Source organism: Mycobacterium mantenii (genome assembly GCF_010731775.1).
GTDB lineage: Bacteria > Actinomycetota > Actinomycetes > Mycobacteriales > Mycobacteriaceae > Mycobacterium > Mycobacterium mantenii.
In genome coordinates this window covers 1497386-1519565 of record NZ_AP022590.1, presented here as the reverse complement: position 1 = coordinate 1519565, position 22180 = coordinate 1497386, and the positions used below count along the sequence as shown (strand labels likewise).

Sequence of the window (22180 nt, the reverse complement as noted above, 5' to 3'; positions counted from 1 at the left end):
TTTCATTTCTCCAAGAGATCGGGTTGCTGGAGCAACTCGTCGATTGCGGTCAGGAACAACGCACCGCGATGGCCGTCACTTGCCCGGTGGTCGGCGGCGAGGGTGGCTTGCACGGCGGTGATGACTCGGATTCCCCCGTCGATAACGCAAACCCGCTCGGCCGGCTGGCCGAAACCGACGATGGCGACCTGCGGAGGATAGATGACTCCGAATACCGTGTCGACGCCTTGGTCACCCAGATTGGTGACCGTGATGGTGGGGTCCGACATCTCCGAACTCCGCAGCGAGAACGAACGCGCCCGCGCCACCAGATCGGTGAGGTCGTCCATCAATTCGTCCAGCTTTTTCTCCGGGACGTCGTGAATGGCTGGGGCGACCAGGCCACCACCGCGCAGTGAGATTCCCACCCCGACATGCACTCCGGTCGCGGGCTCGAAGCCGTCTTCTCGCCAGAATCCGTTGAACTCACCGAATCGCTGCGCGGCGATGCCCACCGCTTTCAGCAGCAGGACGGCGGGCAGCACCCGTTCGTCAATGGACCGCTGTGCGTTTCGGGTGGTCAGCCAGCTCAACGACTTCTCCAAAAGGATCTCGTTGGCGAGGTAATAGTGCGGGATCTCCCGCTTGGACCGGCTCATCGCGGCCGCGATCGACTTGCGCATCTGGGCCGCGCGATCAGCCGGCGTGGCTTTGGTTGCCGGCTTGGCCGCCGGTTTGGTGGCCGGTTCGGCAACCGCCGCAGCGTGCTCGACGTCGCTTAAGGTGACCGCACCCTGCGGACCGGTGCCGCTCACCGCATCGATAGCGACATGCAGCGATTGGGCCAGCCGCCGTGCGGCGGGCGATACCCAGCGCCGATGCCCGGGAGCGGTCGCGGCGGCCGGCGATGGCGCCCCCGACGGCGCGGCCGCCGGTTTTTCGGCGGGTTTCGTCGCCGGCCGGGATCGCCGGCGCGGTCGTCGCTCTTCCTTTTCGCCCGGGGCCAGCAAGGTGGCCAATACCGTTCCCACTTGGACGGTTTCGCCGACCGGGATGAGGAGCTCGCTGACGGTTCCCTCCTGCCAGCATTCAACTTCGACCGCGGCTTTGGTGGTCTCGACGACGGCCACGATTTGGCCGCGGGTGATCTTGTCACCGGGTTTTATCAGCCATTCGTTCAGGGTGCCTTCGTCCATATCGGAACCCAGGGCCGGCATTGTGAACTCGATCATTGCTCCTCACCGAACAGGCTTTGTACCGTCGCGACGATTTTGGCGGTTTGGGGAAGGGCCGCCTGTTCCAGATGCTTTGCGTACGGTATGGGGACTTCCGCGCTGCACACGCGCGCCACCGGAGCGTCGAGGTCGTAGAAAGCTCCCTCCATCACGCGCGCCACAACTTCGGCGGCCAAACTGCCGGTGTGCCAAGCCTCGTCGACGACGACGGCGCGGTGTGTCTTCCGGACCGATTCGAGGATGGTGTCGTCGTCGAGCGGTCGCAGGACCCGCAGATCGACCACCTCGCAATCGATTCCGGCCAGTGACAGCTCATTCGCGGCGTCGAGCGCCTTCCCGAGAGAGCCGCCGTAGGCCACCACGGTCACGTCGTTGCCGGTGCGCCGGATCGCCGCCCGGCAGATATCGGTGGGGGCAAGGGTGTCGATATCCGACGAGGTGTTGTACAGCTGAACGTGCTCGAAGATGACCACCGGATCCGGATCGTCCAGCGCCGGTCCGAGCATGCCGTAGGCATCCTCGACCGTCGCCGGTGCTACCACCTTGATGCCTGGGATATGGGCATACCACGGTTCGAGGCTGTGCGAATGCTGGGCGGCAAGCTGGCGCCCAGCACCCGTCGCCATCCGAACAACGAGGGGTACCGAGAACTGCCCGCCTGACATATGACGAAGGGCCGCCGCGGTATTGACGATCTGATCGAGCGCCAGCAGGCTGAAGTTCACCGTCATGACTTCTACGATCGGCCGAAGCCCGTTGAGGGAAGCCCCGATTCCGATTCCGACGAAGCCCAATTCGGACAGCGGGGTGTCACGCACTCGCTCCGGACCGAATTCGTCCAACAGACCTTTCGACGCCGCATAGGTCCCGCCGTAGCGCCCTACGTCTTCGCCCATCAGCACGACACGCGGGTCGTCGCGCATCGCGTCGCGAATCGCATCGTGGACCGCGGTTCGGTAGGTGGTTTTCATCGCGCTGCCCCCGGCGTCAGCACATCGCGTTCGAGATCCTCCACGTCCTCCCACGTTCCGGCCTCGGCGAACGCGACTGCCTCCTCGATCTCGGTGGCGGCCGCATCCTCGATCTCAGCTACGTCGGCCTTGGACAGGGTGCCGTCGGCCAGGCACTTCTCGGTGAACGCGTGAATGGGGTCGCGTTTGCGCCACTCTTCGACCTCCGCCTTGTCCCGATACAGTTCCGGGTCGAACATCGAATGCGCCCGGAACCGGTAGGTGCGGAACTCGATGAAAAACGGGCCGCCGGTGTCGCGGACGTGATCGACCCCGTGTTGCGCGGCGGTATGGCACGCCTCGACATCCATCCCGTCGACGGCCAGTGTGGGAACCTGGTACGCCGCCGCCTTGACGGTGAGATCGGTCTGCGACTGTGCTCGATCCAACGCGGTGCCCATCGCGTAAAGGTTGTTCTCGCAACAGAACAGCACCGGTAGCTTCCACAGCGCGGCCATGTTCAGCGACTCGTGAAACGCCCCTTCGGCCACCGCTCCGTCGCCGAAATAGCATGCGGTCACCCGCTTCTGCTGCAGCATGGCGTCGGCGAGCGCGATGCCCACCGCGAGCGGCAGGCCGCCGGCGACTATCGCGTTGCCGCCGTAGAACCGCTTGGACGCATCGAAGAGGTGCATCGACCCGCCGCGGCCCCGTGAGCACCCTTCCTGTTTGCCGAACATCTCGGCCATGATCGAGGTCATCGGGATGCCGCGCAGCAACGCATGCGCGTGCTCGCGGTAGGTCGCGACCACAGCGTCATCGTCGGCCAGCGCGCGCAGCGACCCGGCGGCGACCGCCTCTTCACCGACGTACAGATGCAGGAAGCCGCGAATCTTGGCCGCGCTGTACAGTTCCGCGCATTTTTCCTCCATACGGCGGACGCGGACCATATCCGACAGGAGTTCGTGGGCCAGCTTGGTATCGGTCATGAAGGTACCTTTTCGACGTTCTGGTCGGGGTGCTGCTCGATGGTGGAGGTATCACCCTCGGGCAGTCCCAACTCACGAGCCTTCAGCAGCCGGCGCATGATCTTGCCGCTGCTCGTGTGTGGCAGCGAGTCGACGAAATCGAGCTCCTTCGGCGCCACCGTGGCCCCGAGTCGCTTGCGCGCGTGGCCAATCAGTTCCAGGCGCAGGTCCTCGTCGCCGACTATGCCGTTCTTCAGAGTGACGAACGCTTTGACCATTTCGCCGACGGTCGGATCGGGCTTGCCGATGACCGCCGCCTCCGCCACCGCCGGATGATCGGTCAGCGCGCTCTCCACCTCGAAGGGACCGATCAGATGTCCCGCCGACTTGATCACATCGTCTTTGCGTCCGACGAACCAGAAGTACCCGTCGGCGTCCTTCTTCGCGAGGTCTCCGGTCAGATACAGTCCATCCGCGAAACACTTCCGGTATCGATCCGCGGCGTTCAGATAGCCGCGAAACATCGATGGCCAGCCTGGCTTGAGCGCGAGCTCGCCCTCGACGTCGGGTTGATCGATGACCGTGATGGTGCCGTCGTCGTTGTGGCCCACGATATATGCGTCCACGCCGGGAAGCGGTCGGCCCATCGAGCCGGGCTTGATGTCGAACGCCGGGGTGTTCGCGATCATGATCCCGCCGGTTTCCGTCTGCCACCAGTTGTCATGAATTGGCAAGCCCAGCACCCGCTTTCCCCACCACACCGCCTCGGGGTTGAGCGGCTCGCCCACACTCGCGATAAATCGCAGTCGTGGAAAATTGTACTGCGCCGGCAGTTCGGGGCCCGCTTTGATCAGCATCCTTATCGCGGTTGGTGCCGTATACCAGATCGACACACCCTGGTCTTGCAGAATCCCGTACCACCGCTTCGCATCGAACTCCGCCTCGTCGACGATCGAGGTGACTCCATGCAGCAGGGGACTGATGATCCCGTAGGACATGCCGGTAACCCAACCGGGATCCGCTGTGCACCAATAGGTGTCGTCACGGTGCAGGTCGAGCGCGTACAAGCCGGTGACGTAGTGCATCGCGACCGCACCGTGGACGTGAATTGCGCCTTTGGGTGTACCGGTGGTTCCGCTGGTGAAGTGCAGCAGCGCCGGGTCGTCGGCGGTGGTGGGTTCGATCGGCGTGTTCTCGTTGGCGGCGTCCATCCATTGCCAGAAGTTCAGCGTTCCGGGCAACTGAACGTCGGATCTGGTTTCGTCGACCACCAAGATGTGCCGGACCGAGGGTATCCGATGGCGGACCTTGGCGATCTTGCGCTCGTAAATCGCCTTGGTGGTCACCAGCACGTCAGCCTGCCCGATGTCTATTCTCGTGGTGATCGGCTCGGGTCCGAAGGCCGAGAACAAGGGTGAGACGACACTGCCGTTGCGCAGCGCACCCATGATGGTGATGTACTGCTCGGGGCTACGACCCATGAGCGTGAAGACGCGACCGCCCTTGTTGATGCCCAGCGAGCGCAGCACGCCGGAAAATCGCATGCAAAACCGGCCGAGCTCGGCGTAGCTGAGATCGTGCGTCCCGATCGCACCGTCCCAGCCCTTGCCGGTGATGAAGCGCAACGCGGTGCGGTTGGCGGTCACGCCGACTGCGTGTCGGTCGACGGCGGCGTAGGCGATGTTGCATCCGCCCGGACCCATGCCCTCGCACAGCTGCGGCACATCGGACCAGCGGAATTTCGCACGCGCCTCCTCGTAATTCATGAGGTTCGGCGGGATGGTCAAGTCACGGGGCAGTTTGCGGATGATATCCATGCGGAAGTCCTAGAGGTCTGTCCGATCGGTGACAGCAAGAACCTTCCTCAAGCGTGGTTGAGGGCTCCCGGAGTAGTGCTCGACGCGGCAGATGGCTGCCATCACTGTCCCTTTCGTCGCGTGGGTGTCTTCATCGTTTTCCGGGTGCTGCAGGCCGCAATAGAGAAGAAAGTCATCGACAGCGACGTGTTTCGTCCTTTGAGTCGCTGCAGTTCGACGCGGGAGTCGGCTGCGTGAGGCCTTGCCGCCGTGGAGTCCAAGGACGGAACGGTGGGGACCTAGGACCCTGGCGTCGGGTGCCCGTTTGCCGAAAGGTCGTAGCCATAGACAGACAGGTGAAAGTGATGACCCAAATGACGGCGGACACCAACGTGATCACGGCGGCGGTCGAGTTGGCCTGTCATGCTCCGTCGCTGCACAACAGTCAGCCCTGGCGCTGGATTGCGGGCGGCTCCGGCGTCGACCTATTCCTCGATCCGCACCGAACGGTGGCCTCGACCGACAAATCCGGACGGGAGGCGATCATCAGCTGTGGTGCGGCGCTTGATCACTTTCGGGTCGCCATGGCTACGGTCGGCTGGAACACGAACGTCGAGCCATTTCCCAATCCGAACAATCTCGACCACCTCGCCTCGATCGACTTTGTGTTGACCGATTATGTCGCGCCGGCCCGCCGCGACCTTGCCGACGCGATATTGCGTCGCCGGACAAGCAGGCTGCCGTTTGCAGCTCCGAAGCATTGGTCGTCGTTCGAACCAGTGCTTCGCAACGCGTTGGAGGATGCTTTCGTCACCCTCGACGTGCTGGGTGTAGAGGCGCGGCCGCGGCTGGCGGAAGCGGCTCGGCTCACCGAAGCCCTGCGCCGCTACGACGACAATTACCACCACGAATTGGATTGGTGGACATCGCCGTTGAGAAAGTACGAGGGTATTCCCGAAAGCGCACTGATTTCGGAATCGGACGACCGCAGAGTCGATGTGAACCGCCGGTTCCCGGTCGACCCGTTGGACGAGCGGAGTTCAGCGGGGACCTACGACGAAGCGGTAATTCTCGTCCTGTCGACACTCGGAGACTCGCGGCTCGACGCCCTCCGATGCGGCGAGGCGCTGTCAACGGTCTTGCTGGAGTCCACGATGGCCGGCTTGTCGACGTGCCCGGTAACCCACATCACGGAGCTGGAATCGACCAGGGAGATGATCCGGGACCTGACCGGCCGGTTCGCCCTGCCGCAGGTCTTGATCCGGGTGGGAGTCGAGCCCGAGGGTGACTTGCATCCCCAGCGGACGCCGCGGCGACCGCTGAGCGACGTGTTGGAGATCCGACGCTAGGGCCTCTGGCGCGCTGAGTCTGGCGGGCGACCGGTAGTTGTCAGCGGGCGAGCAGCCCGATCAATAGGGACTTCAGGCTCTATGCGATACCCGATCACAACGAAAAAATGAAGCGGCCACCGATTTAATCCGGGGTCGCCTTACTTCGCGATAGGGCACTGAAATGACATCGGCACTGACCAAAGAAGCTCATACGCGACGACGCGGCGCATACTGCAGGTACATATACAGGGAAGTGAAATGGTCTCTCCGCTGGATGATCGATTACTGCTGACTGGTTCCGATGTCGACGCGCTCGCTTGGCAATTCACCAATTCCACCTATGCGGACGACATCTATGCGGATTGGCCGCTGGATCGGCGGCTCGAGGGGTTTCTTCGCCAGCGGGGCCTGTTCAGCATCGCTGAGGATGGCGACGCATTCGGCCTCGTGTTCGACCGCGTCATGGGATGCATCAGTGCGCAGTCGCAACGGCTTCCACCCAGCCGGTAGCCGGCCGCGACCACGCGCCGTTCTGCCGCCGAAGGCGTTCGAGGGTGGCCGCGAGAGGGTGGCCGCGAGATACCTTGTGCCGCCGGTGCGAGCCACCGCCGTCGCGGCCGGTGGGGAGCTGACGAACGACCTACGACCCGGGGACTTCGGTCCCTTTCGGCATTGCCGGCCGATTGGTGCGATGGACAGCGCAACCATTGCAAATCTCGATATCAGGAGATACCCATGAGCACCGTTTCCCTTCGGCGCCGGCCGATGTCGCTGTTCCCGGAGTTCTCGGAGCTATTCGCCGGCTTTCCATCCCTGGCCGGGCTGCGTCCTGCCTTCGACACCCGCGTGATGCGGCTCGAGGACGAGATGAAAGACGGTCGCTATGTGGTGCGCGCGGAAATGCCGGGCGTCGACCCCGCAAAGGACATCGACATCACCGTGCGTGACGGCCACCTGACGATCAAGGCGGAGCGTAGCGAGAGGAAGGACTTCGATGGGCGCTCGGAGTTCTCGTACGGCACGTTCGTTCGGAGTGTGTCCCTGCCGGCCGGTGCTGACGAGGGAAGCATCGAAGCCACTTACGACAAGGGGATTCTCACTGTCGCGGTGGCAGTTTCGGAAGCGAAGCCGGCCGAGCGACACATCGAAGTGCAATCGGCCAATGGTCAGTGACCGCGGGCGCATGATGACCACAGCGGCTGACGTCACCCGGCGCTCGCCGCGGCGCGTGTTCCGCGACCGCCGCGAGGCCGGGCAGGTGCTGGCAAACCTGCTCACCGCCTACCGGGATCGACCAGACGTGATCGTCCTGGGTTTGGCCAGGGGAGGGTTGCCCGTGGCATGGGAGGTAGCCGCAGCGCTGCACGCCCCGCTGGACGCCTTCATCGTGCGCAAGCTCGGTGCGCCCGGGCATGAAGAGTTCGCGGTCGGGGCACTGGCGAGCGGGGGGCGCGTCGTCGTCAATGACGACGTCGTGCGGGGCCTGCGGATCACCCCACAGCAACTGCGGTTCATCGCCGAACGCGAAGGCCGGGAACTGATTCGGCGCGAGGCCGCCTACCGCGACGGACGTCCACCTGTGGAGGTGGCCGGCAAAACGGTCATCCTCGTCGATGATGGTCTGGCCACCGGCGCAAGCATGCTCGCGGCGGTGCAGGCATTGCGTGAGGCCGAGCCCGCCCAGATCGTGATGGCCGTGCCCGCGGCCCCGGAATCTACCTGCCGGGAGTTCGCCGGCCTGGTGGACGACGTCGTCTGCGCAAGCATGCCAACCCCATTTCTCGCCGTTGGGGAGTCGTTCTGGGACTTCCGTCAGGTCACCGACGAGGAGGTTCGTCAGCTGCTCGCCACACCCACGACAGCGGCGCCGGCGACGACGGCCGCGGAGTGGGCCCCGGCCCAGATTGTCGCCAGTGTGGCCATCGATGCACCGGCGGGTGTCCCGCCCCGTGAAACGTTGGACGAGCTGATCGGTGATGCGCGGATCGTACTGATCGGCGAGAGTTCGCATGGCACTCATGAGTTTTACGAGGCGCGGGCCGCAATCACGAAATGGCTGATTGACGAGAAGGGGTTTTGCGCAGTCGCCGCGGAGGCCGACTGGCCTGACGCCTACCGGGTGAATCGGTACGTACACGGCCGGGGCGAAGACGAAAGCGCGGACGCCGCATTGAGCGGGTTCGAGCGCTTTCCGGCCTGGATGTGGCGCAACACAGTCGTTCGTGATTTCGTTGATTGGCTCCGTGCGCGCAACCAACGGCAGGAGTCGAACGGACAACGGCAGGCCGGATTCTACGGACTCGATCTGTACAGCCTGCACCGATCGTTGCAGGAAGTTATCGGCTACCTCGACAAGATCGATCCGAAGGCGGCGGCGCGGGCGCGGGAGCGCTATGTGTGCTTCGATCACGCCTCCGCCGATGACGGCCAGGCGTACGGTTTTGCGGCGGCATTCGGCGCCGGCCCGTCGTGTGAGACGCAAGCCGTCGAACAGCTGGTGGACATCCAGCGTCACGCACTGGCCTACGCGCGCATGGATGGACTGCTCGCGGAAGACGAACTGTTCTACGCCGAGCAGAATGCGCAGACCGTTCGCAACGCTGAGATGTACTACCGGACGATGTTCAGCGGGCGCGTCAGCTCATGGAACCTGCGCGACACGCACATGGCACAGACACTCGGGGCGCTGGTGAAACATCTGGACCGTCATTCGGATGTTCCGTCGGCGCGAATCGTGGTGTGGGCTCATAACTCTCATGTCGGCGATGCCCGGGCGACGGAAGTCTGGGCGGATGGGCAGCTCACGCTCGGACAGCTCGTCCGTCAAGAGTATGGCGAAGAGTCCCGGCTGATCGGGTTCAGCACGTACGACGGCACGGTCACCGCCGCCAGCGAGTGGGGCGGCGTGGCGGAGCGAAAGACCGTTCGGCCGGCGCTCAACGGAAGTATCGAGGAACTCCTGCACGAGGCCGGGAAGCCCTCGTTCCTGGTGTCGGCACTCATCAAGCCGGAAGCCGCCGACCCGCTCAGCGCCGTTCGGTTGGGACGCGCCATCGGCGTCATCTACCGGCCCGAAACGGAACGGCAAAGCCACTACTTCCACGTGCGGCCCGCGGACCAGTTCGACGCGATGATCCATATCGATAGCACCCGGGCGCTCGAGCCCCTGGAGCCCACCAGCCTCTGGATCGCCGGCGAAACACCGGAGACGTACCCCACCGGACTGTGACCAACGGAGCGGAGCCAACGGACATGGATGCGCCAACCCACGCACCGCCCGGCCGGGTGCAGATCGTCACGTTGACCATGAATCCGGCCCTGGACATCACAACTAGCGTTGACGTGGTGCGGCCGACCGACAAAATGCGCTGCCAGGCAACACGTTACGATCCAGGCGGCGGCGGCATCAACGTTGCTCGCGTCGCGAATGTTCTCGGTGCTTCGGTATCCGCCATATTCACCGTCGGCGGACCGACCGGTGCTCTTGTGGCGTCGTTTGTCCGGGAGGAGGGCGTGCCCTGTCAGCAGATCGAGATCGCGGCGTCGACTCGTGAAAGCTTCACTGTCAACGAAAATAGTTCCGGTCGGCAATACCGTTTCGTTCTTCCCGGACCATGGCTGTCGTCCGCCGAACAGTCGCGATGTCTCGACCGGCTGCGGGCGGAGGCGGAGTCGGCCGACTTCGTCGTCGCAAGCGGTAGCCTGCCACCAGGCGTACCGCCCGACTACTACCAGCGGGTGGCCGACATATGCCGGGACATGGGCGCCCGGCTTATCCTGGACACGTCCGGCGGGGGATTGCAGCACATCTCTTCTGGTGTGTATTTGCTCAAGGCGAGCGTGCGGGAACTGGGCGAGCGCGTCGGCGGCCTGCTCGTCACCGAGTCCGAACAATTGGCCGCCGCAAATTTGCTTGTCGAAAGCGGTTGCGCGCAAGTGGTCCTCGTGTCGCTGGGGTCTCGCGGAGCGCTCCTCGCGACGCCGCAGGGCGACCAGCGATTCTCCGCAATCACGGTACACGGCGGTGGGAGCGGTGTCGGGGCGGGCGATGCCATGGTGGGCGCCATCGCGACCGGGCTCAGCCGCGGATGGCCGCTCGTCAAATCCGTCCGCTTGGGCATAGCGGCGGGCGCAGCGATGTCGATGACGCCTGGTACGGAAGTCAGTACCCGGGCGGACGTCGAGAAATTATTTGCACTGGCCGCCGAGCCGTGCGACCTCAGCCGCCGTTGAGCGAATGCTCATCTACCAAACCGTCTTCGGTGTCGCACCTTCGGGACGAACGGCTGTCGAGGTAAGGCCTAAGGACCCCTCCATAACGGGTGGAAAATCCCTAGCCTGGCAGTGAGCCGATAAGTGATCGACCGCAACTGCAGGAGCTCCGATGAATCAGCTGCACTCGAAGTCGGTAGTCGTCGGCGTTGACGGGTCGCAAGCTGGGGTCAACGCTGCGAAATGGGCGGTCGACGAAGCGATCACGCGACAGCTACCCCTTCGCCTCGTCCACGTCGTCGGACGCAAGGGATCGCGATCCACGTCCGCGCAGCCTTCCGACTGGGAACTCGAAGCCGGCGAGACCGCCCTTTGCCAAGCCGAAGTTGCCGTGCAGGGTGCGAGAAAAGCCGTTGAACTTGAAACGGTCCTGCTCTCGGGCGACCCGGAGCAGGTGTTGATCAATGAATCGGTGGATGCGGCCCTGGTGTGTGTCGGAACCGATCGGCGTGGATGGGCGGCCGAGAAGTTGCTGGGGACAACGGAGGCCGCGTTGGCGATGCGTGCCCACTGCCCGGTGGCCATCATCCGAACCAACCCTGACGGAACGCCGGCGCAGCCCGGTGTGATCGCCGTGGTGCTCAACGATGAACCCGATAACGAAGAGGTTGTCCACCAGGCCATGGAGGAAGGTCGGCGACGCAACGCCACTGTGCGGCAGATCGATCGACGCCTCAACAGCTGGGTTCGGCGCTACCCGGACGTGCCCGTTCAGGTCGTCGCAGCCGGCACCGGCTCGAGGTCCTCTGAAAACCACAGCAGTGCAATTGAACTCGCCGTTGTCGGCAAAGTCGATGCGGATCAAATCGCCGAGCTCGGCACACCCAACTCGCACCCCATTTTGGGTTATCCCGACTGCTCAGTGCTGATCATCCGTGACTAGATCCGACAGCCTCGCGATGAACGAGTTACGGACAGATCGACCGATCGCCGTCGGTATCGACGGGTCGAAGGCCGCGGTGCAGGCGGCGCTTTGGGCGGTAGACGAGGCGGTGAGGCGGGACGCTCCGCTGCGATTGATGTATGCGATGGAGCAGGGCAAGGGGCTCGATGCCGAACCGGAGGTTCTCGCGCGCACGTTCGCCGCCGCGGAAACCGCAATCGGCCGTGCGCTCACGGCAATCGAATCCACGGGTCAGCAGGTCAAGACGGAGATGGAGATCGTCCAGGGGCCGGCGATCAGGTCATTGATTGCGGTATCGGCATCAGCGGCCATGGTGTGTGTAGGCGCGATGGGGTTGCGCCATTTTCGAGCGGGCCGGGTGGGTTCCACCGCCGCCGCCCTGGCAATCTCCGCGCAGTGTCACGTGGCGATCGTTAGGGGACTTCACGATCAGACCGGACAGCTGGGCGGCAGGATCGTGGTCGAGGTGGGCAACTCTTCCGATTGCGGTGAGTTGCTGGGCGTTGCCATGGAAGAAGCTCGGACGCGCAGCGCCACGGTTCAGGCGATCATATGCCGGCGAACCGTGTCCTACGGCGCGGCGGCCGAGGATAAGGACGACCGTCGCGCGATCGCCGACCTGGACCGCCGCCTGGCCGGTTGGCGACGCCGCTACCCCGAGATTCGGGTGGAGTCGGCGGCGGTACACAACACCCTCTTCGAATATTTGGCAGGCAACCGCGGATCGGTGCAGCTCGCCATAGTCGGCTCCGATAACCGTGAACACCTGAAAGAACTGATTGGGCCGGTCGGCAGTGCCGTGCTCCAAGACGGCGACTGCTCGCTGCTGGTCGTCAAAGGCCGGCATCTGTGAGATCGGACGACGATGACGATGCAAAATCTCGCGAAATTTCCCCGACACTGGTGTCTCGCCCGGCCGACAGGAAGGACTCGCCATGGTTACAGTCTTCTTGGTTGATGACCATGAAGTGGTGCGCCGCGGACTTACCGATCTGCTGGCAGCGGAACCCGAGCTGGACGTCATCGGCGATGCGGGCTCAGTGTCCGAAGCGATGGTGCGAATACCTGCGACGCGGCCCGACGTCGCCGTGCTCGACGTGCGCCTCCCCGATGGCAACGGCATCGAATTGTGCCGTGACCTGCTGTCGGAGCTCCCAGAGCTGCGGTGTCTGATGTTGACGTCGTTCACTTCCGATGAGGCGATGCTCGAGGCGATCCTGGCCGGCGCCAGCGGCTACGTCGTCAAGGACATCAGGGGGATGGAGCTCGCGCAGGCGATCAAGGACGTGGGTGCTGGTAAGTCGCTGCTGGACAATCGCGCGGCTGCCGCGCTGATGGCGAGGCTCCGCGGCGCCCCGGAGCACAGGGATCCGCTGTCCGGATTGACCGAACGTGAGCGAACGCTGCTCAGCCTGCTCGGCGAGGGCCTGACCAACCGGCAGATCGCGGCCCGGATGTTCTTGGCCGAGAAGACGGTGAAGAACTACGTCTCCCGGCTGCTGACCAAGCTCGGTATGGAGCGGCGGACCCAAGCGGCGGTGTTTGCCTCGACGTTGGATCGGCGCTTCGATCCAACGTCGATCGGGAGCTGACCTGCGAAGACAGCCGTTCACGACCAGCGTCGATTCTTGGGCTCCGTTCGCATAATCGGACTAAGCTGGCCTGAGCACCGCCGCGTTGATGCTGCGATCATTGGTAGTGCAACGCGCGGTTGCTGTAGGGCCGGAAATGTCGGAGGTAGTGGGTCGGGTGGCCAACGACGACAGCGGCTCGGGTTACGCCGGGTTGGGCCAGCGTGGGCTGGTAGGCAGGATGCACCAGCAACTCGATGAGTTGCTGGTGGCGCGCGATCAGATGGAGCGATTGCTGCATGTGATCGTCGAGATGGGCTCGGGTCTCGAACTCGACGCGACGCTGCGCCGGATCGTTCGTGCCGCCAAGGACCTGACCCGCGCCCCCTACGGCGCGCTTGCCATACGCGACTCCGACGGTGGGTTGATCTCGTTCGTCCATGACGGGATCGACGCCGAGACGGCGGCGCGGATCGGCCACCTGCCGGTCGGCAAGGGAGTGCTTTCCATCTCGCTTCTCGACACGCCCGCGTTGCGCCTGGACGACCTTACGAGACACCCGGCCGCGGTCGGGTTCCCCGAGCAACATCCTCCGATGCGAGGCTTCATCGGGGTGCCCATCACCATCCGCGGGGCGGTGTTCGGGAACCTCTATCTGACCCACGATGAGCCAGGGCGGGTGTTTTCCGAATCCGATGAGGTTGCCGCACGCGCATTGGCGATTGCGGCGGCCGTTGCCATCGATAATGCGCAACTGTTCGAGCGCGAGCGCACCTCGGTGAAATGGATGGAAGCCAGCAGGGAGATCACCACCGCACTATTGTCCAACGCCGAATCGGGTCCGAAGCTTTTGCAGTTGATCGCCGACCGCGCGTGCGCGCTGACCGAGGCCGAGCAGGCGATCGTGCTGGTTCCGGTCGACGCCGACCTCCCCGTTGACGAGATCGACACGCTGGTCATCTCTGCGGCGGTGGGGCTCAACGCCTCCGAGGTCATCGGCCAGCAGATTCCGGTGGACGGTTCCACCAGCGGTCGCGTTTTCCGCTCCGGGGCGGCGATGATCTGCGAGTCGTTGAGCTACCCGATCCAGGCTTTCACCGATGTCGGGCAACGCAGCGCAATCCTGATGCCATTGCGAACCGACAACGACGTCTTAGGCGTGATCGCCGTCGCACGGAGCGCGGACCGGCCACCGTTCGATGACCGTTACCTGGACCTGGTCAGCGATTTCGCCACCCACGCGGCGCTGGCACTGGTGCTCGCGTCGGGCCGCGAGCACGCCCGCCAGCTGACCCTGGTGGGCGAGCGTGAGCGCATCGCACACGACTTGCACGACCATGTCATCCAACGGTTGTTCGCCGCAGGCATGGACCTGCAAGGCACGGTCGCGCGGGCACGTTCACCGGAGATCGTGGAGCGACTCAACCGCACACTGGATGATCTTCAAACCATCATCGAGGAGATCCGCACCACCATCTTCCAACTCAAATCGCCTCTGGAGCACGAAAGTGGCTTCCGGCACCGCATTCAGCGCGTGGTTACCGATCTCACCGAAAACCGTGACATCGTCACCACCGTGCGCATGCACGGTCCGACGACAGCTGTCGGCGGCGAGCTTGCCGAGCATGCCGAAGCGGTCACCGCGGAAGCCGTGAGCAACGCGGTGCGCCACTCCGGGGCGTCGCGGCTGACGATCGAAGTCAACGTCGCCGACATGCTGACTCTCGACATCATCGACAACGGGAGCGGCATACCCGACGACAATCGTCGCCGCAGCGGTCTGGCGAATATGGCGTATCGCGCCGAACAGGTCGGTGGCCGTTGCGAGATCTCCAACCAGGCCACGGGTGGTACCCGCGTGCACTGGACCGCTCCGCTCACCGATCACTGATCCGCCACCGGCGTTCACCGATCGCGGGGACCAATGGCACGGGCGGGGGGTCCAACGGCCCTGCCCGATTGCGCGACATCCCCATAGCGTCATGTGCGGGGTGCCCAATGCAACAGGGGGGTATGCCGGCGGTCGAGGAATGGTGATGGGCAGTCAAGAGGTGGGAGATACAGTGACGTGCCAATTGCTTGACGGGCGGCTGATCTCACTGCGCGGACTTGACGGCGATGATGCCGAAGCCGTTGTCGCTCTTCATCGAGACCTCAGCGATCATGATCGCTACTTCCGTTTCTTCACAGTGCATCCGGCCCATCTGGACGAGCTCGTGAGCAGGCTCATCGAGCCTGCGGACGGGCGGTACGCGTTGGGCGCATTCGATGGGGACCGGCTGATCGGCGTGGCGGACTATACGGTCTGCGTTGATCGGACGGCCGCCGATATCGCCGTCGTCGTCGCTCACGAGGACCATTCGCATGGCGTGGGAACGGCGTTGCTCCAACGGCTTGCCCAGATCGCCAGGGCTCATGGGATTGTGCGGTTCGTCGCCGACGTCCTGGCGCAGAACCAGCTGATGCTCGCTGTCATATCCGATTTGGGATGGCCGCGTGATCGAGGTGATTGCACGTCCATCGTCCACCTGGATATCGCTCTGCCCGAGCGCATCGGCGTGTCGTCACCGGCCGGCCAAGAGATTTCATGAAGGAGTGCGAAATGGCAACGACTGTGAATCACGGAATACTGGTCTGTGTCGACGGATCGGCGGCTTCCGACGCCGCGGTGGCCTGGGCGACCCGCGAGGCCATCATGCGCGGCTTACCGATTACGGTGATGCACGTCGTTGCCCCGGTGGTCGTTGGCTGGCCGGTCGGCCAGTTGTATGCGGACATGCCCGAATGGCAGCGCGAAAGTGCGCAGCAGGTTGTTGATCAGGCGTGCAAGACGGTCACCGCCAACCTCAATGGTGCGAAGTCGCCCGAAATACGCACCGAGACAATCTATTCCAGCGTTATACCCGCCTTGATCGAAGCGTCCAGGGACGCATCGATCATCGTTGCCGGCAGCCAGGGACTCGGCGCGCTGGGCCGCCTGCTGCTGGGTTCGGTCATTGCCGGGCTGCTGCACCATGCGCACTGCCCGGTGGCGGTCATCCACCCCGATGCGGACGTGACACCCGCGGCCAACGCACCCGTGCTGGTGGGCATCGACGGATCGCCCGCATCGGAAGCGGCAGTCTCCTTGGCTTTCGACGAGGCGTCGCGCCGGGGCGTCGATTTGGTTGCGCTGCATGCCTGGAGCGACGTCGGTGTCTTTCCCATGCTCGGGATGGATTGGCGGGACAGCGAGGCCGAGGGTCAGGAGATTCTCGCCGAACGTCTCGCGGGCTGGCACGATCAGTATCCGGACGTGTGCGTGAAGCGACTGATCGTGTGCGACAAACCCGCTCGGTGGCTGCTCGCGGAGGCCGAAAACGCTCAGTTGTTAATCGTCGGCAGCCACGGCCGCGGCGGGTTTGCGGGCATGCTGCTGGGCTCCGTGAGTTCGCGTGTGGCTCAATCGGCGATGGTTCCGGTGATTGTGACCCGCGGACGCTGACCGCTCGGAGTGCTCAGCGCACCACGAGCACCGAACATCCGGTGTGTCCGAAGCGAGGGGTGAGTGGACCGACCATTCGGGCGACCTTGTCGGAATACGAGCTGTCCACCACCGCGAGTTCGACGGGTTCCTGAGTGCCGACCAAATATTCAGCGGCTCCGTGTCGTGCCGCGGTTGGGTGTACATGCACCTCGGGGTACTCAGTGACCCACGGGTGGAGCCGACGGTCCAACTGACGGTATGGAATTGCTCCGAAACCCCATCGCCAAACACCCATCGCCAGAATCGGTGCCTTGCGCAGCCGCGCTTCCCTGAACCCATGCTCGAGCACGGTGTCGTTGTTAGGCGAGTCGTCGACCACGACCGCGATCGATCCCGAATGGGACTCCGCGGCTTCCCGGTTCACGCGAATGACCGCTACCGGGCAATGAGCCTTCCGAGCGACGGCGTCGGCGGTCGAGCCGATGACCTTGCGGGCGATCTGCCCGATCCCCACAGAACCCACGCAAACCATGGCCGCGTAGCGCGATTCCTCGATCAGAGCGCTTGCCGGTGAGCCGTGCACGAGATCGGTTTCGACTTTGACTTCCGCGGTCATGGCATGCAGCGCCGCGCAAGCGGCGCGCAGGGCCGATTCGCCGCACTCCACATCGAGAAGGTTATCGTCGGCCGGTGCATCCGCCTTTCGTTGCGGGATCGCATAGATCAGGCGAAGCGGGATATCGCGGCTGATGGACTCGGCGATCGCCCACTTGGCCGCGTTGACCGCTGCATCGGAGCCGTCGATACCCACAACTATCCGCTGTGGCGAGTGCGGATGGTTCATTGCATTTCTCCGATCGAGACGCTGGGCTGGCGGGATAACCCGTGGGTCAATCGGAGACGTTATTGAGCCTTGACGCCGAACGGCAGGGCCGTTCGGCCCTCGCCGTGCGGCAATGGTCATCTGTCCTGGCGTTCACCCGACCTCGATGGCCTGTCCCGGCGCGAGTTGTTGTACGCGACCGCGACATTCCACCTCGATCGGTTGTGCTTTCCCGGCTTCCGCGGTCACGGTCGCGGTTCGTCCGCTGATCCGGAGGTGAAGGCGGTGGCGACGGTAAACCATGGCAAACTCCATCGGACCTAGTCTTTCCGGCCACAGCGGGCCGAGTATCAGCCGGTCATCGCGCATTTCCAGACCGGTGAAGCACCGCTGCAGCAGATCGACGCTGCCGGCCATCGCCGCCAGATGTATTCCTTCAAAGGTGGTGCCCCCCTGGATATCAGCGATGTCGGATTCCAGCACCCGGTCAAAGTACTCCATGGCCATCTGCCGGTGGGCGCGAGCGAGAACCCACGAATGCACAATGGCGCTCAACGTCGATCCGTGCGAAGTGCGCGCTAGGTAATAGTCGACCGTCTTCGGGATTTGTTCGGCCGCGAAGCTGTAGCCGAGGCGGCCGAGCAGAGCCAGCAATTCATCCGAGGACAACAGGTAGAACAGCATCAGCGCATCGGCCTGCTTGGACGCCTTGTAGTTGTTCACACTGTCGTCCTCGGCTTCGAGAATGCGGTCCAGCCGCTGAATGTTCCCATAGCGCCGCCGGTACTGCTCCCAATCCAATTCCGCCAGGTCCGCGTAGCCTTCGAATTGACTGATCACACCTTCGTGGAACGGGACGAACATTCGTCGCGTCACCTGCTCCCACCGATCGAGTTCCTGCGCCGTCAGATCGATCCGACCGACGAGGTCGAGCCGATCCCGTAACGGCAGCAGGTCCAGCGCGTCCATTGCACGTAAGATCACCCAGACCGCCATGACATTGGTGTACGCGTTGTTGTCTATTCCGTCGTACTCCATGCCGGGGTAGCCGGAATGGAACTCGTCGGGACCGATGATGCCCCGAATCGTGTAGCGATCGCGGCTGTCGTCGAATTGCGCCAGGCCGACCCAGAAGCGTGCGATCTCGACCATCATCTCGGCTGCGTAGTCGACGAGGAACTGGCGGTCGCCGGTCACCTGATAGTGCTGCCACGCGTTGTACGCAATCGCGAGACCCACATGATGTGCGCGCGCGCTGGGATCCGGATTCCACCGTCCCGACTGCGGATTGAGGTGCAGTTCCTGGCTCACCTCGCGGCCGTCACTGCCCGATTGCCAGGGATACATTGCCCCGAGATATCCCGCCCGTCGTGCCGCGCGGCGGGCCTCGGGCAGCCGTCGATACCGATAGAGCAGCAGGGAGCGTGCCAAGTTCGGCAGGCGCACGCTCAACATCGGGGAGATGAACAGTGAATCCCAGAAGACGTGTCCGCGGTAGGCCTCGCCATGTAGGCCGCGGGCCGGCACCCCGACGTCGAGTTCGGCGGTGTGCGGAGAGATCGTCTGTAGCACGTGCACCAGATGCAGCCGGAGAATGCGCACCGCTTCGATGCTGCCACCCAGGTTGACGGCGCACTGTTCCCACAGCCGAGCCCACGCGCGGGCGTGCTGATAATGGAGATCGGCATAGCGTCCGGCTACCTCAAGGTAATGCTGTGCGGCACTTGCTGATTCGGATACAGCCGGGTCCCGTCCGGTAACGACCGTCACGACCTTTTCCAGCGTGATCGACTGCCCAGCGGACACCGTGACCTGGATGTCATGACCGGTACGGTAACCGTCTCGCACCGTCCGGTACTGCGCATCGGCCCGGACATCGTCCAGCCAGACCGTATTGCGCGCGGCTACCGCGATCGCGACGCGTGACTGCGACGTTTCAGTCCGCAACACCACCGAATCGGACGATATCTCGTCGATCACCGGCTCGGTGAGATGGGTGTCCGCCAAGGAGCGATATCGTTCCACCAAGGTATTGCGCACACTTCCGTCCACCAACGATCTGAATTCGACTGTCCCCGACCAGTTTTCGGCGGATACGGTGGTCAGCATCGCGACGATGTGGGGCTGGTGCATCGACGCAAACCGCTGCTGGGTCAGCGTGGTGCTGTGGCCGGAACCGTGGCGGAACCGGAGGGTGCGCGTCAGCGTCGCATGACGCAAATCGAATACCTGCCGGTAGGACACCAACTCGGCATCATCGACACGGAACCACGGGCCATCGTTGATCCGGAACGTCAGCGAGAGCCAATTGGGTAGGTTGACCAGGCTTTCGTTTTCGATGGCACGGCCCGTAATTCGATCGTCGAGCCGGTTGTACACGCCGGCCGCATAAGTGCCCGGATAATGGACTTCGCATGCCGATGCTTCCGGAGCGCAACCACGGGTAGCGACGTAACCGTTGCCGACCGTGCAGAGCGCCTCCCGCAGCAGCTCGTGGTCCGGCTGGTAGCCGTCGTAGGCAAGTTCCCACGAGTCCGCCGGGGCCGCTGCGATCTCTTCCAGATCGTCCGCGAGTCGCCGGATGAATCTGCACACCGCGGAGGGGTTTTCCAGGCTGAATATCGCCGAAGATGAGCGCTCTCCTTCCTCGCCGTGGCGCACGACTATCCCCACGCCGTCGAACTGGACGGCGTCGAACGCATCCTCATCGGTGAGATCATCACCGATGTAGATGGGTAACACCAGACGCACCCCGCTGTCGCGGGCCTCGATGTGCCCGAGCAGCCAATCGAGCGTCGTGCCCTTGTCCCAGACGATGTTTGGGCGAAGTAAGATGAGCTTGCGGCCGAGGCTGGTGCGAAGACCCTTGGAACGCCCGTATCTGCGGACCGCCGCGACCACCTGACCGACGTCTGCGGGGTCGGCATTGCGATAGTGGACGGCAACCGCGAAGCGCTTGTGTTCCACCTTGATTCCCGCGACATCCTTAAGCATTTCGGTCAACCGAGAGTGAGCAAGAACCAAGGCGTCGAGAGGCCCTGCGGCAGAGATGTTCTCGTGGCGGGTGCCATCGGGTTCCAGCAGTTCGAACCCGTGGCTGCCCGCGTACCATATCCCGTCGACCCTCACCCGATCGCGCACATCTGAGACGTCGCGGCCGCTGATCACCGTGACCGGACAATGAGCGGCCAGTGCGCGCAGCGCATCGGCGGCGCCCTCGACAAGCACCGCCGACTCGGGATGCTCGACGATATCGGAGAGCGTGCCGTCGAAGTCGAGAAAGACCGCCGGTCGCCGCGCACCCACCAGTTCTTTGAGTTGGCCGTAGACCTCAACGGCATCGGCGATGTGTGACACGACGGTGCTACCGTCGTGCACCGAGATCCCGGCGAGGTCGGCGATGACCGTATCGGCGCCGCACGCCAGTAGTTCGTCGGCATCTCCCTGGTGCGCAAGACCGATGACCAGGCCGAAACCGTCCGCAATGGCGGCCTTGACACCGGCGTCGTCGTGTTCGATCACCACGCAACGAGCGGCGCGGACGCCTAAGCGGGCCACCACTTCCGCCAGCGGCGCCGAATCGAGCGTTGTGTCGGTGTCCGCATCGCGGAGAACGTCGAAGGATTCGTCCATCCCGGCGCTCCGCAAAACCTGCTTACAGCCCGGGATGCGCGAGTAGACCGCTGTGGCGATGCCGACATCTCGCAGCCGCCGGAGCAAAAAGGGAGCGGAATCGCGGGCCTTCGCCGTTTCTGGCGCAGTCTCGGTGACCACGCAAGCGAGGTTGAAGATCACGGCATCGTGGTAGCGCCTGTCGAGAGTGGTGGGCCACTCGGTCACCCGTATCACGATTCCACAAAGCGCCCCCCGATCAAGGTCGGCGCCTCAATGAAGGTCTCTCGTCCATGCGGTTGGGGACGAAAGTCTCATGATCTTCGCCCCTTGGGTCAATAGCGTTCTGGATGAACGAGGGAGAACCACATGACTGCATCCATGAGGCGCCACGGCATCGTCGTCGGAGTCGACGGATCGCCCGCGTCCAATTTCGCCGTCTGCTGGGCGGCGCGTGACGCGGCGTTACGCAATGTCCCGCTGACCCTGGTCCACATGGTGAACGCCACGACGATGTGGCCTCAGGTGCCGATGGCGGCCGAAGCCGTGGCGTGGCAGGAGGACGACGGCCGCCGGGTGTTGGAGGAGGCGGTCAAGATCGCCGAGGACACCACACGGACAACCCGGAAGATCGACATCACGAGGGAACTGTGGCACGCACCGCCGGCGCCGACGCTGGCCAAGATGTCGGAAGAGGCCGACATGGTCGTCGTCGGGTCCCACGGACGCGGAGCCGCCGGCCGGGCCTTGCTCGGATCGGTCAGTGCCGGCGTGGTGCGGCGCGCGCACTGCCCGGTAGCCGTTATTCACGACGAAGACCCACTGATGCCGTACCCGGAGCAGGCGCCCGTCCTGGTCGGAATCGACGGCTCACCGGCTTCCGAACTTGCGACGGCCATCGCCTTCGACGAAGCGTCACGACGTGGCGTCGAGCTCAAGGCTGTTCACGCGTGGAGCGACGCCCAGGTCTTCGAGCTTCCCGGAGTGGACTGGGCGGCTGTGAAATCGGAAGCGGAGCGGAGCCTGGCCGAACGTCTGGCGGGCTGGCACGAGCGTTACCCCGACGTCACGGTGCACCGCATCGTCGTATGCGATCGGCCGGCCCGGCAACTCATCGAGCAGTCGGAAACCGCCCAGCTGACCGTCGTGGGTAGCCACGGGCGCGGCGGCTTGGCCGGTGTATTGCTGGGCTCGGTGAGCAACGCCGTCGTTCACTCGGTTCGCATGCCGGTTATCGTGGCACGGCCGTCTTGAGGCGACCCCGAGATGTCCT

18 protein-coding genes are annotated in these 22180 nt (G+C 64.1%); 12 read left to right on the top strand and 6 right to left on the bottom strand.

The annotated features are described in order from the left end of the window. Positions 1–2: 2 nt before the first annotated feature. From G6N50_RS06930 to acsA, 4 genes are read right to left on the bottom strand one after another with little or no spacing between them, the layout of a single operon-like run. Positions 3–1211, bottom strand: coding sequence for a dihydrolipoamide acetyltransferase family protein (locus G6N50_RS06930; protein WP_083092365.1), 1209 nt, complete (start codon positions 1209–1211; stop codon positions 3–5). Further along, positions 1208–2185 carry an alpha-ketoacid dehydrogenase subunit beta gene (locus tag G6N50_RS06925; RefSeq protein ID WP_083092367.1) on the bottom strand — a complete coding sequence of 326 codons (978 nt, stop codon included), beginning with the start codon at positions 2183–2185 and terminating at the stop codon, positions 1208–1210. Before G6N50_RS06925 ends, G6N50_RS06930 begins: the two co-directional genes overlap by 4 nt. Beyond that, positions 2182–3153, bottom strand: coding sequence for a pyruvate dehydrogenase (acetyl-transferring) E1 component subunit alpha (pdhA, locus tag G6N50_RS06920; RefSeq protein ID WP_083092369.1), 972 nt, complete (start codon positions 3151–3153; stop codon positions 2182–2184). The genes G6N50_RS06925 and pdhA overlap by 4 nt, the downstream gene beginning before the upstream one ends. After that, positions 3150–4949 carry an acetate--CoA ligase gene (acsA, locus tag G6N50_RS06915; RefSeq protein WP_083092371.1) on the bottom strand — a complete coding sequence of 600 codons (1800 nt, stop codon included), beginning with the start codon at positions 4947–4949 and terminating at the stop codon, positions 3150–3152. Before acsA ends, pdhA begins: the two co-directional genes overlap by 4 nt. Before the next feature lie 341 nt (positions 4950–5290). Here acsA and G6N50_RS06910 point away from each other — a divergent pair, with 341 nt between their 5' ends. From G6N50_RS06910 to G6N50_RS06860, 11 genes are all read left to right on the top strand, one after another. Beyond that, positions 5291–6277 (top strand): Acg family FMN-binding oxidoreductase, encoded by a 987-nt coding sequence (locus tag G6N50_RS06910; protein ID WP_083092635.1) that lies wholly within the window; start codon positions 5291–5293, stop codon positions 6275–6277. 240 nt (positions 6278–6517) lie between these two features. Beyond that, a complete protein-coding gene (locus G6N50_RS06905) occupies positions 6518–6769 on the top strand; it encodes a hypothetical protein (RefSeq protein ID WP_083092373.1) in 252 nt (83 codons plus the stop codon). Positions 6770–6994: 225 nt separating this feature from the next. Continuing rightward, the gene (locus G6N50_RS06900) at positions 6995–7432 is read left to right on the top strand and encodes an Hsp20/alpha crystallin family protein (RefSeq protein WP_083092375.1); all 438 of its coding nucleotides are present in this window, start codon (positions 6995–6997) and stop codon (positions 7430–7432) included. 10 nt (positions 7433–7442) lie between these two features. Then, entirely contained in the window at positions 7443–9488 is a 2046-nt protein-coding gene (locus tag G6N50_RS06895; RefSeq protein WP_179970140.1) for an erythromycin esterase family protein, read from the top strand. Positions 9489–9511: 23 nt separating this feature from the next. Further along, positions 9512–10492 carry a 1-phosphofructokinase family hexose kinase gene (locus tag G6N50_RS06890; protein ID WP_083092638.1) on the top strand — a complete coding sequence of 327 codons (981 nt, stop codon included), beginning with the start codon at positions 9512–9514 and terminating at the stop codon, positions 10490–10492. A 151-nt stretch (positions 10493–10643) separates the two neighbouring features. Next, the gene (locus G6N50_RS06885; protein ID WP_083092377.1) at positions 10644–11414 is read left to right on the top strand and encodes a universal stress protein; all 771 of its coding nucleotides are present in this window, start codon (positions 10644–10646) and stop codon (positions 11412–11414) included. 16 nt (positions 11415–11430) lie between these two features. Further along, positions 11431–12288 (top strand): universal stress protein, encoded by an 858-nt coding sequence (locus G6N50_RS06880; protein ID WP_083092379.1) that lies wholly within the window; start codon positions 11431–11433, stop codon positions 12286–12288. An 82-nt stretch (positions 12289–12370) separates the two neighbouring features. Then, on the top strand, positions 12371–13027 hold the full coding sequence (dosR, locus tag G6N50_RS06875) for a hypoxia response regulator transcription factor DosR/DevR (protein WP_083092380.1): 657 nt from the start codon (positions 12371–12373) through the stop codon (positions 13025–13027). Positions 13028–13247: 220 nt separating this feature from the next. Then, on the top strand, positions 13248–14897 hold the full coding sequence (locus tag G6N50_RS06870; protein WP_083092640.1) for a GAF domain-containing sensor histidine kinase: 1650 nt from the start codon (positions 13248–13250) through the stop codon (positions 14895–14897). A gap of 145 nt (positions 14898–15042) precedes the next feature. Further along, positions 15043–15597, top strand: a complete 555-nt coding sequence (locus tag G6N50_RS06865) for a GNAT family N-acetyltransferase (protein ID WP_083092642.1) — start codon at positions 15043–15045, stop codon at positions 15595–15597. Positions 15598–15608: 11 nt separating this feature from the next. Next, on the top strand, positions 15609–16490 hold the full coding sequence (locus G6N50_RS06860; protein ID WP_083092643.1) for a universal stress protein: 882 nt from the start codon (positions 15609–15611) through the stop codon (positions 16488–16490). Between the two features lie 13 nt (positions 16491–16503). Here G6N50_RS06860 and G6N50_RS06855 read toward each other — a convergent pair whose 3' ends face one another. Next, positions 16504–17436 carry a universal stress protein gene (locus G6N50_RS06855; RefSeq protein WP_232068899.1) on the bottom strand — a complete coding sequence of 311 codons (933 nt, stop codon included), beginning with the start codon at positions 17434–17436 and terminating at the stop codon, positions 16504–16506. 12 nt (positions 17437–17448) lie between these two features. Continuing rightward, positions 17449–21069, bottom strand: a complete 3621-nt coding sequence (otsB, locus tag G6N50_RS06850) for a trehalose-phosphatase (RefSeq protein ID WP_232068969.1) — start codon at positions 21067–21069, stop codon at positions 17449–17451. A 207-nt stretch (positions 21070–21276) separates the two neighbouring features. Here otsB and G6N50_RS06845 point away from each other — a divergent pair, with 207 nt between their 5' ends. Then, entirely contained in the window at positions 21277–22161 is an 885-nt protein-coding gene (locus tag G6N50_RS06845; protein ID WP_083092386.1) for a universal stress protein, read from the top strand. Positions 22162–22180 lie beyond the last annotated feature (19 nt).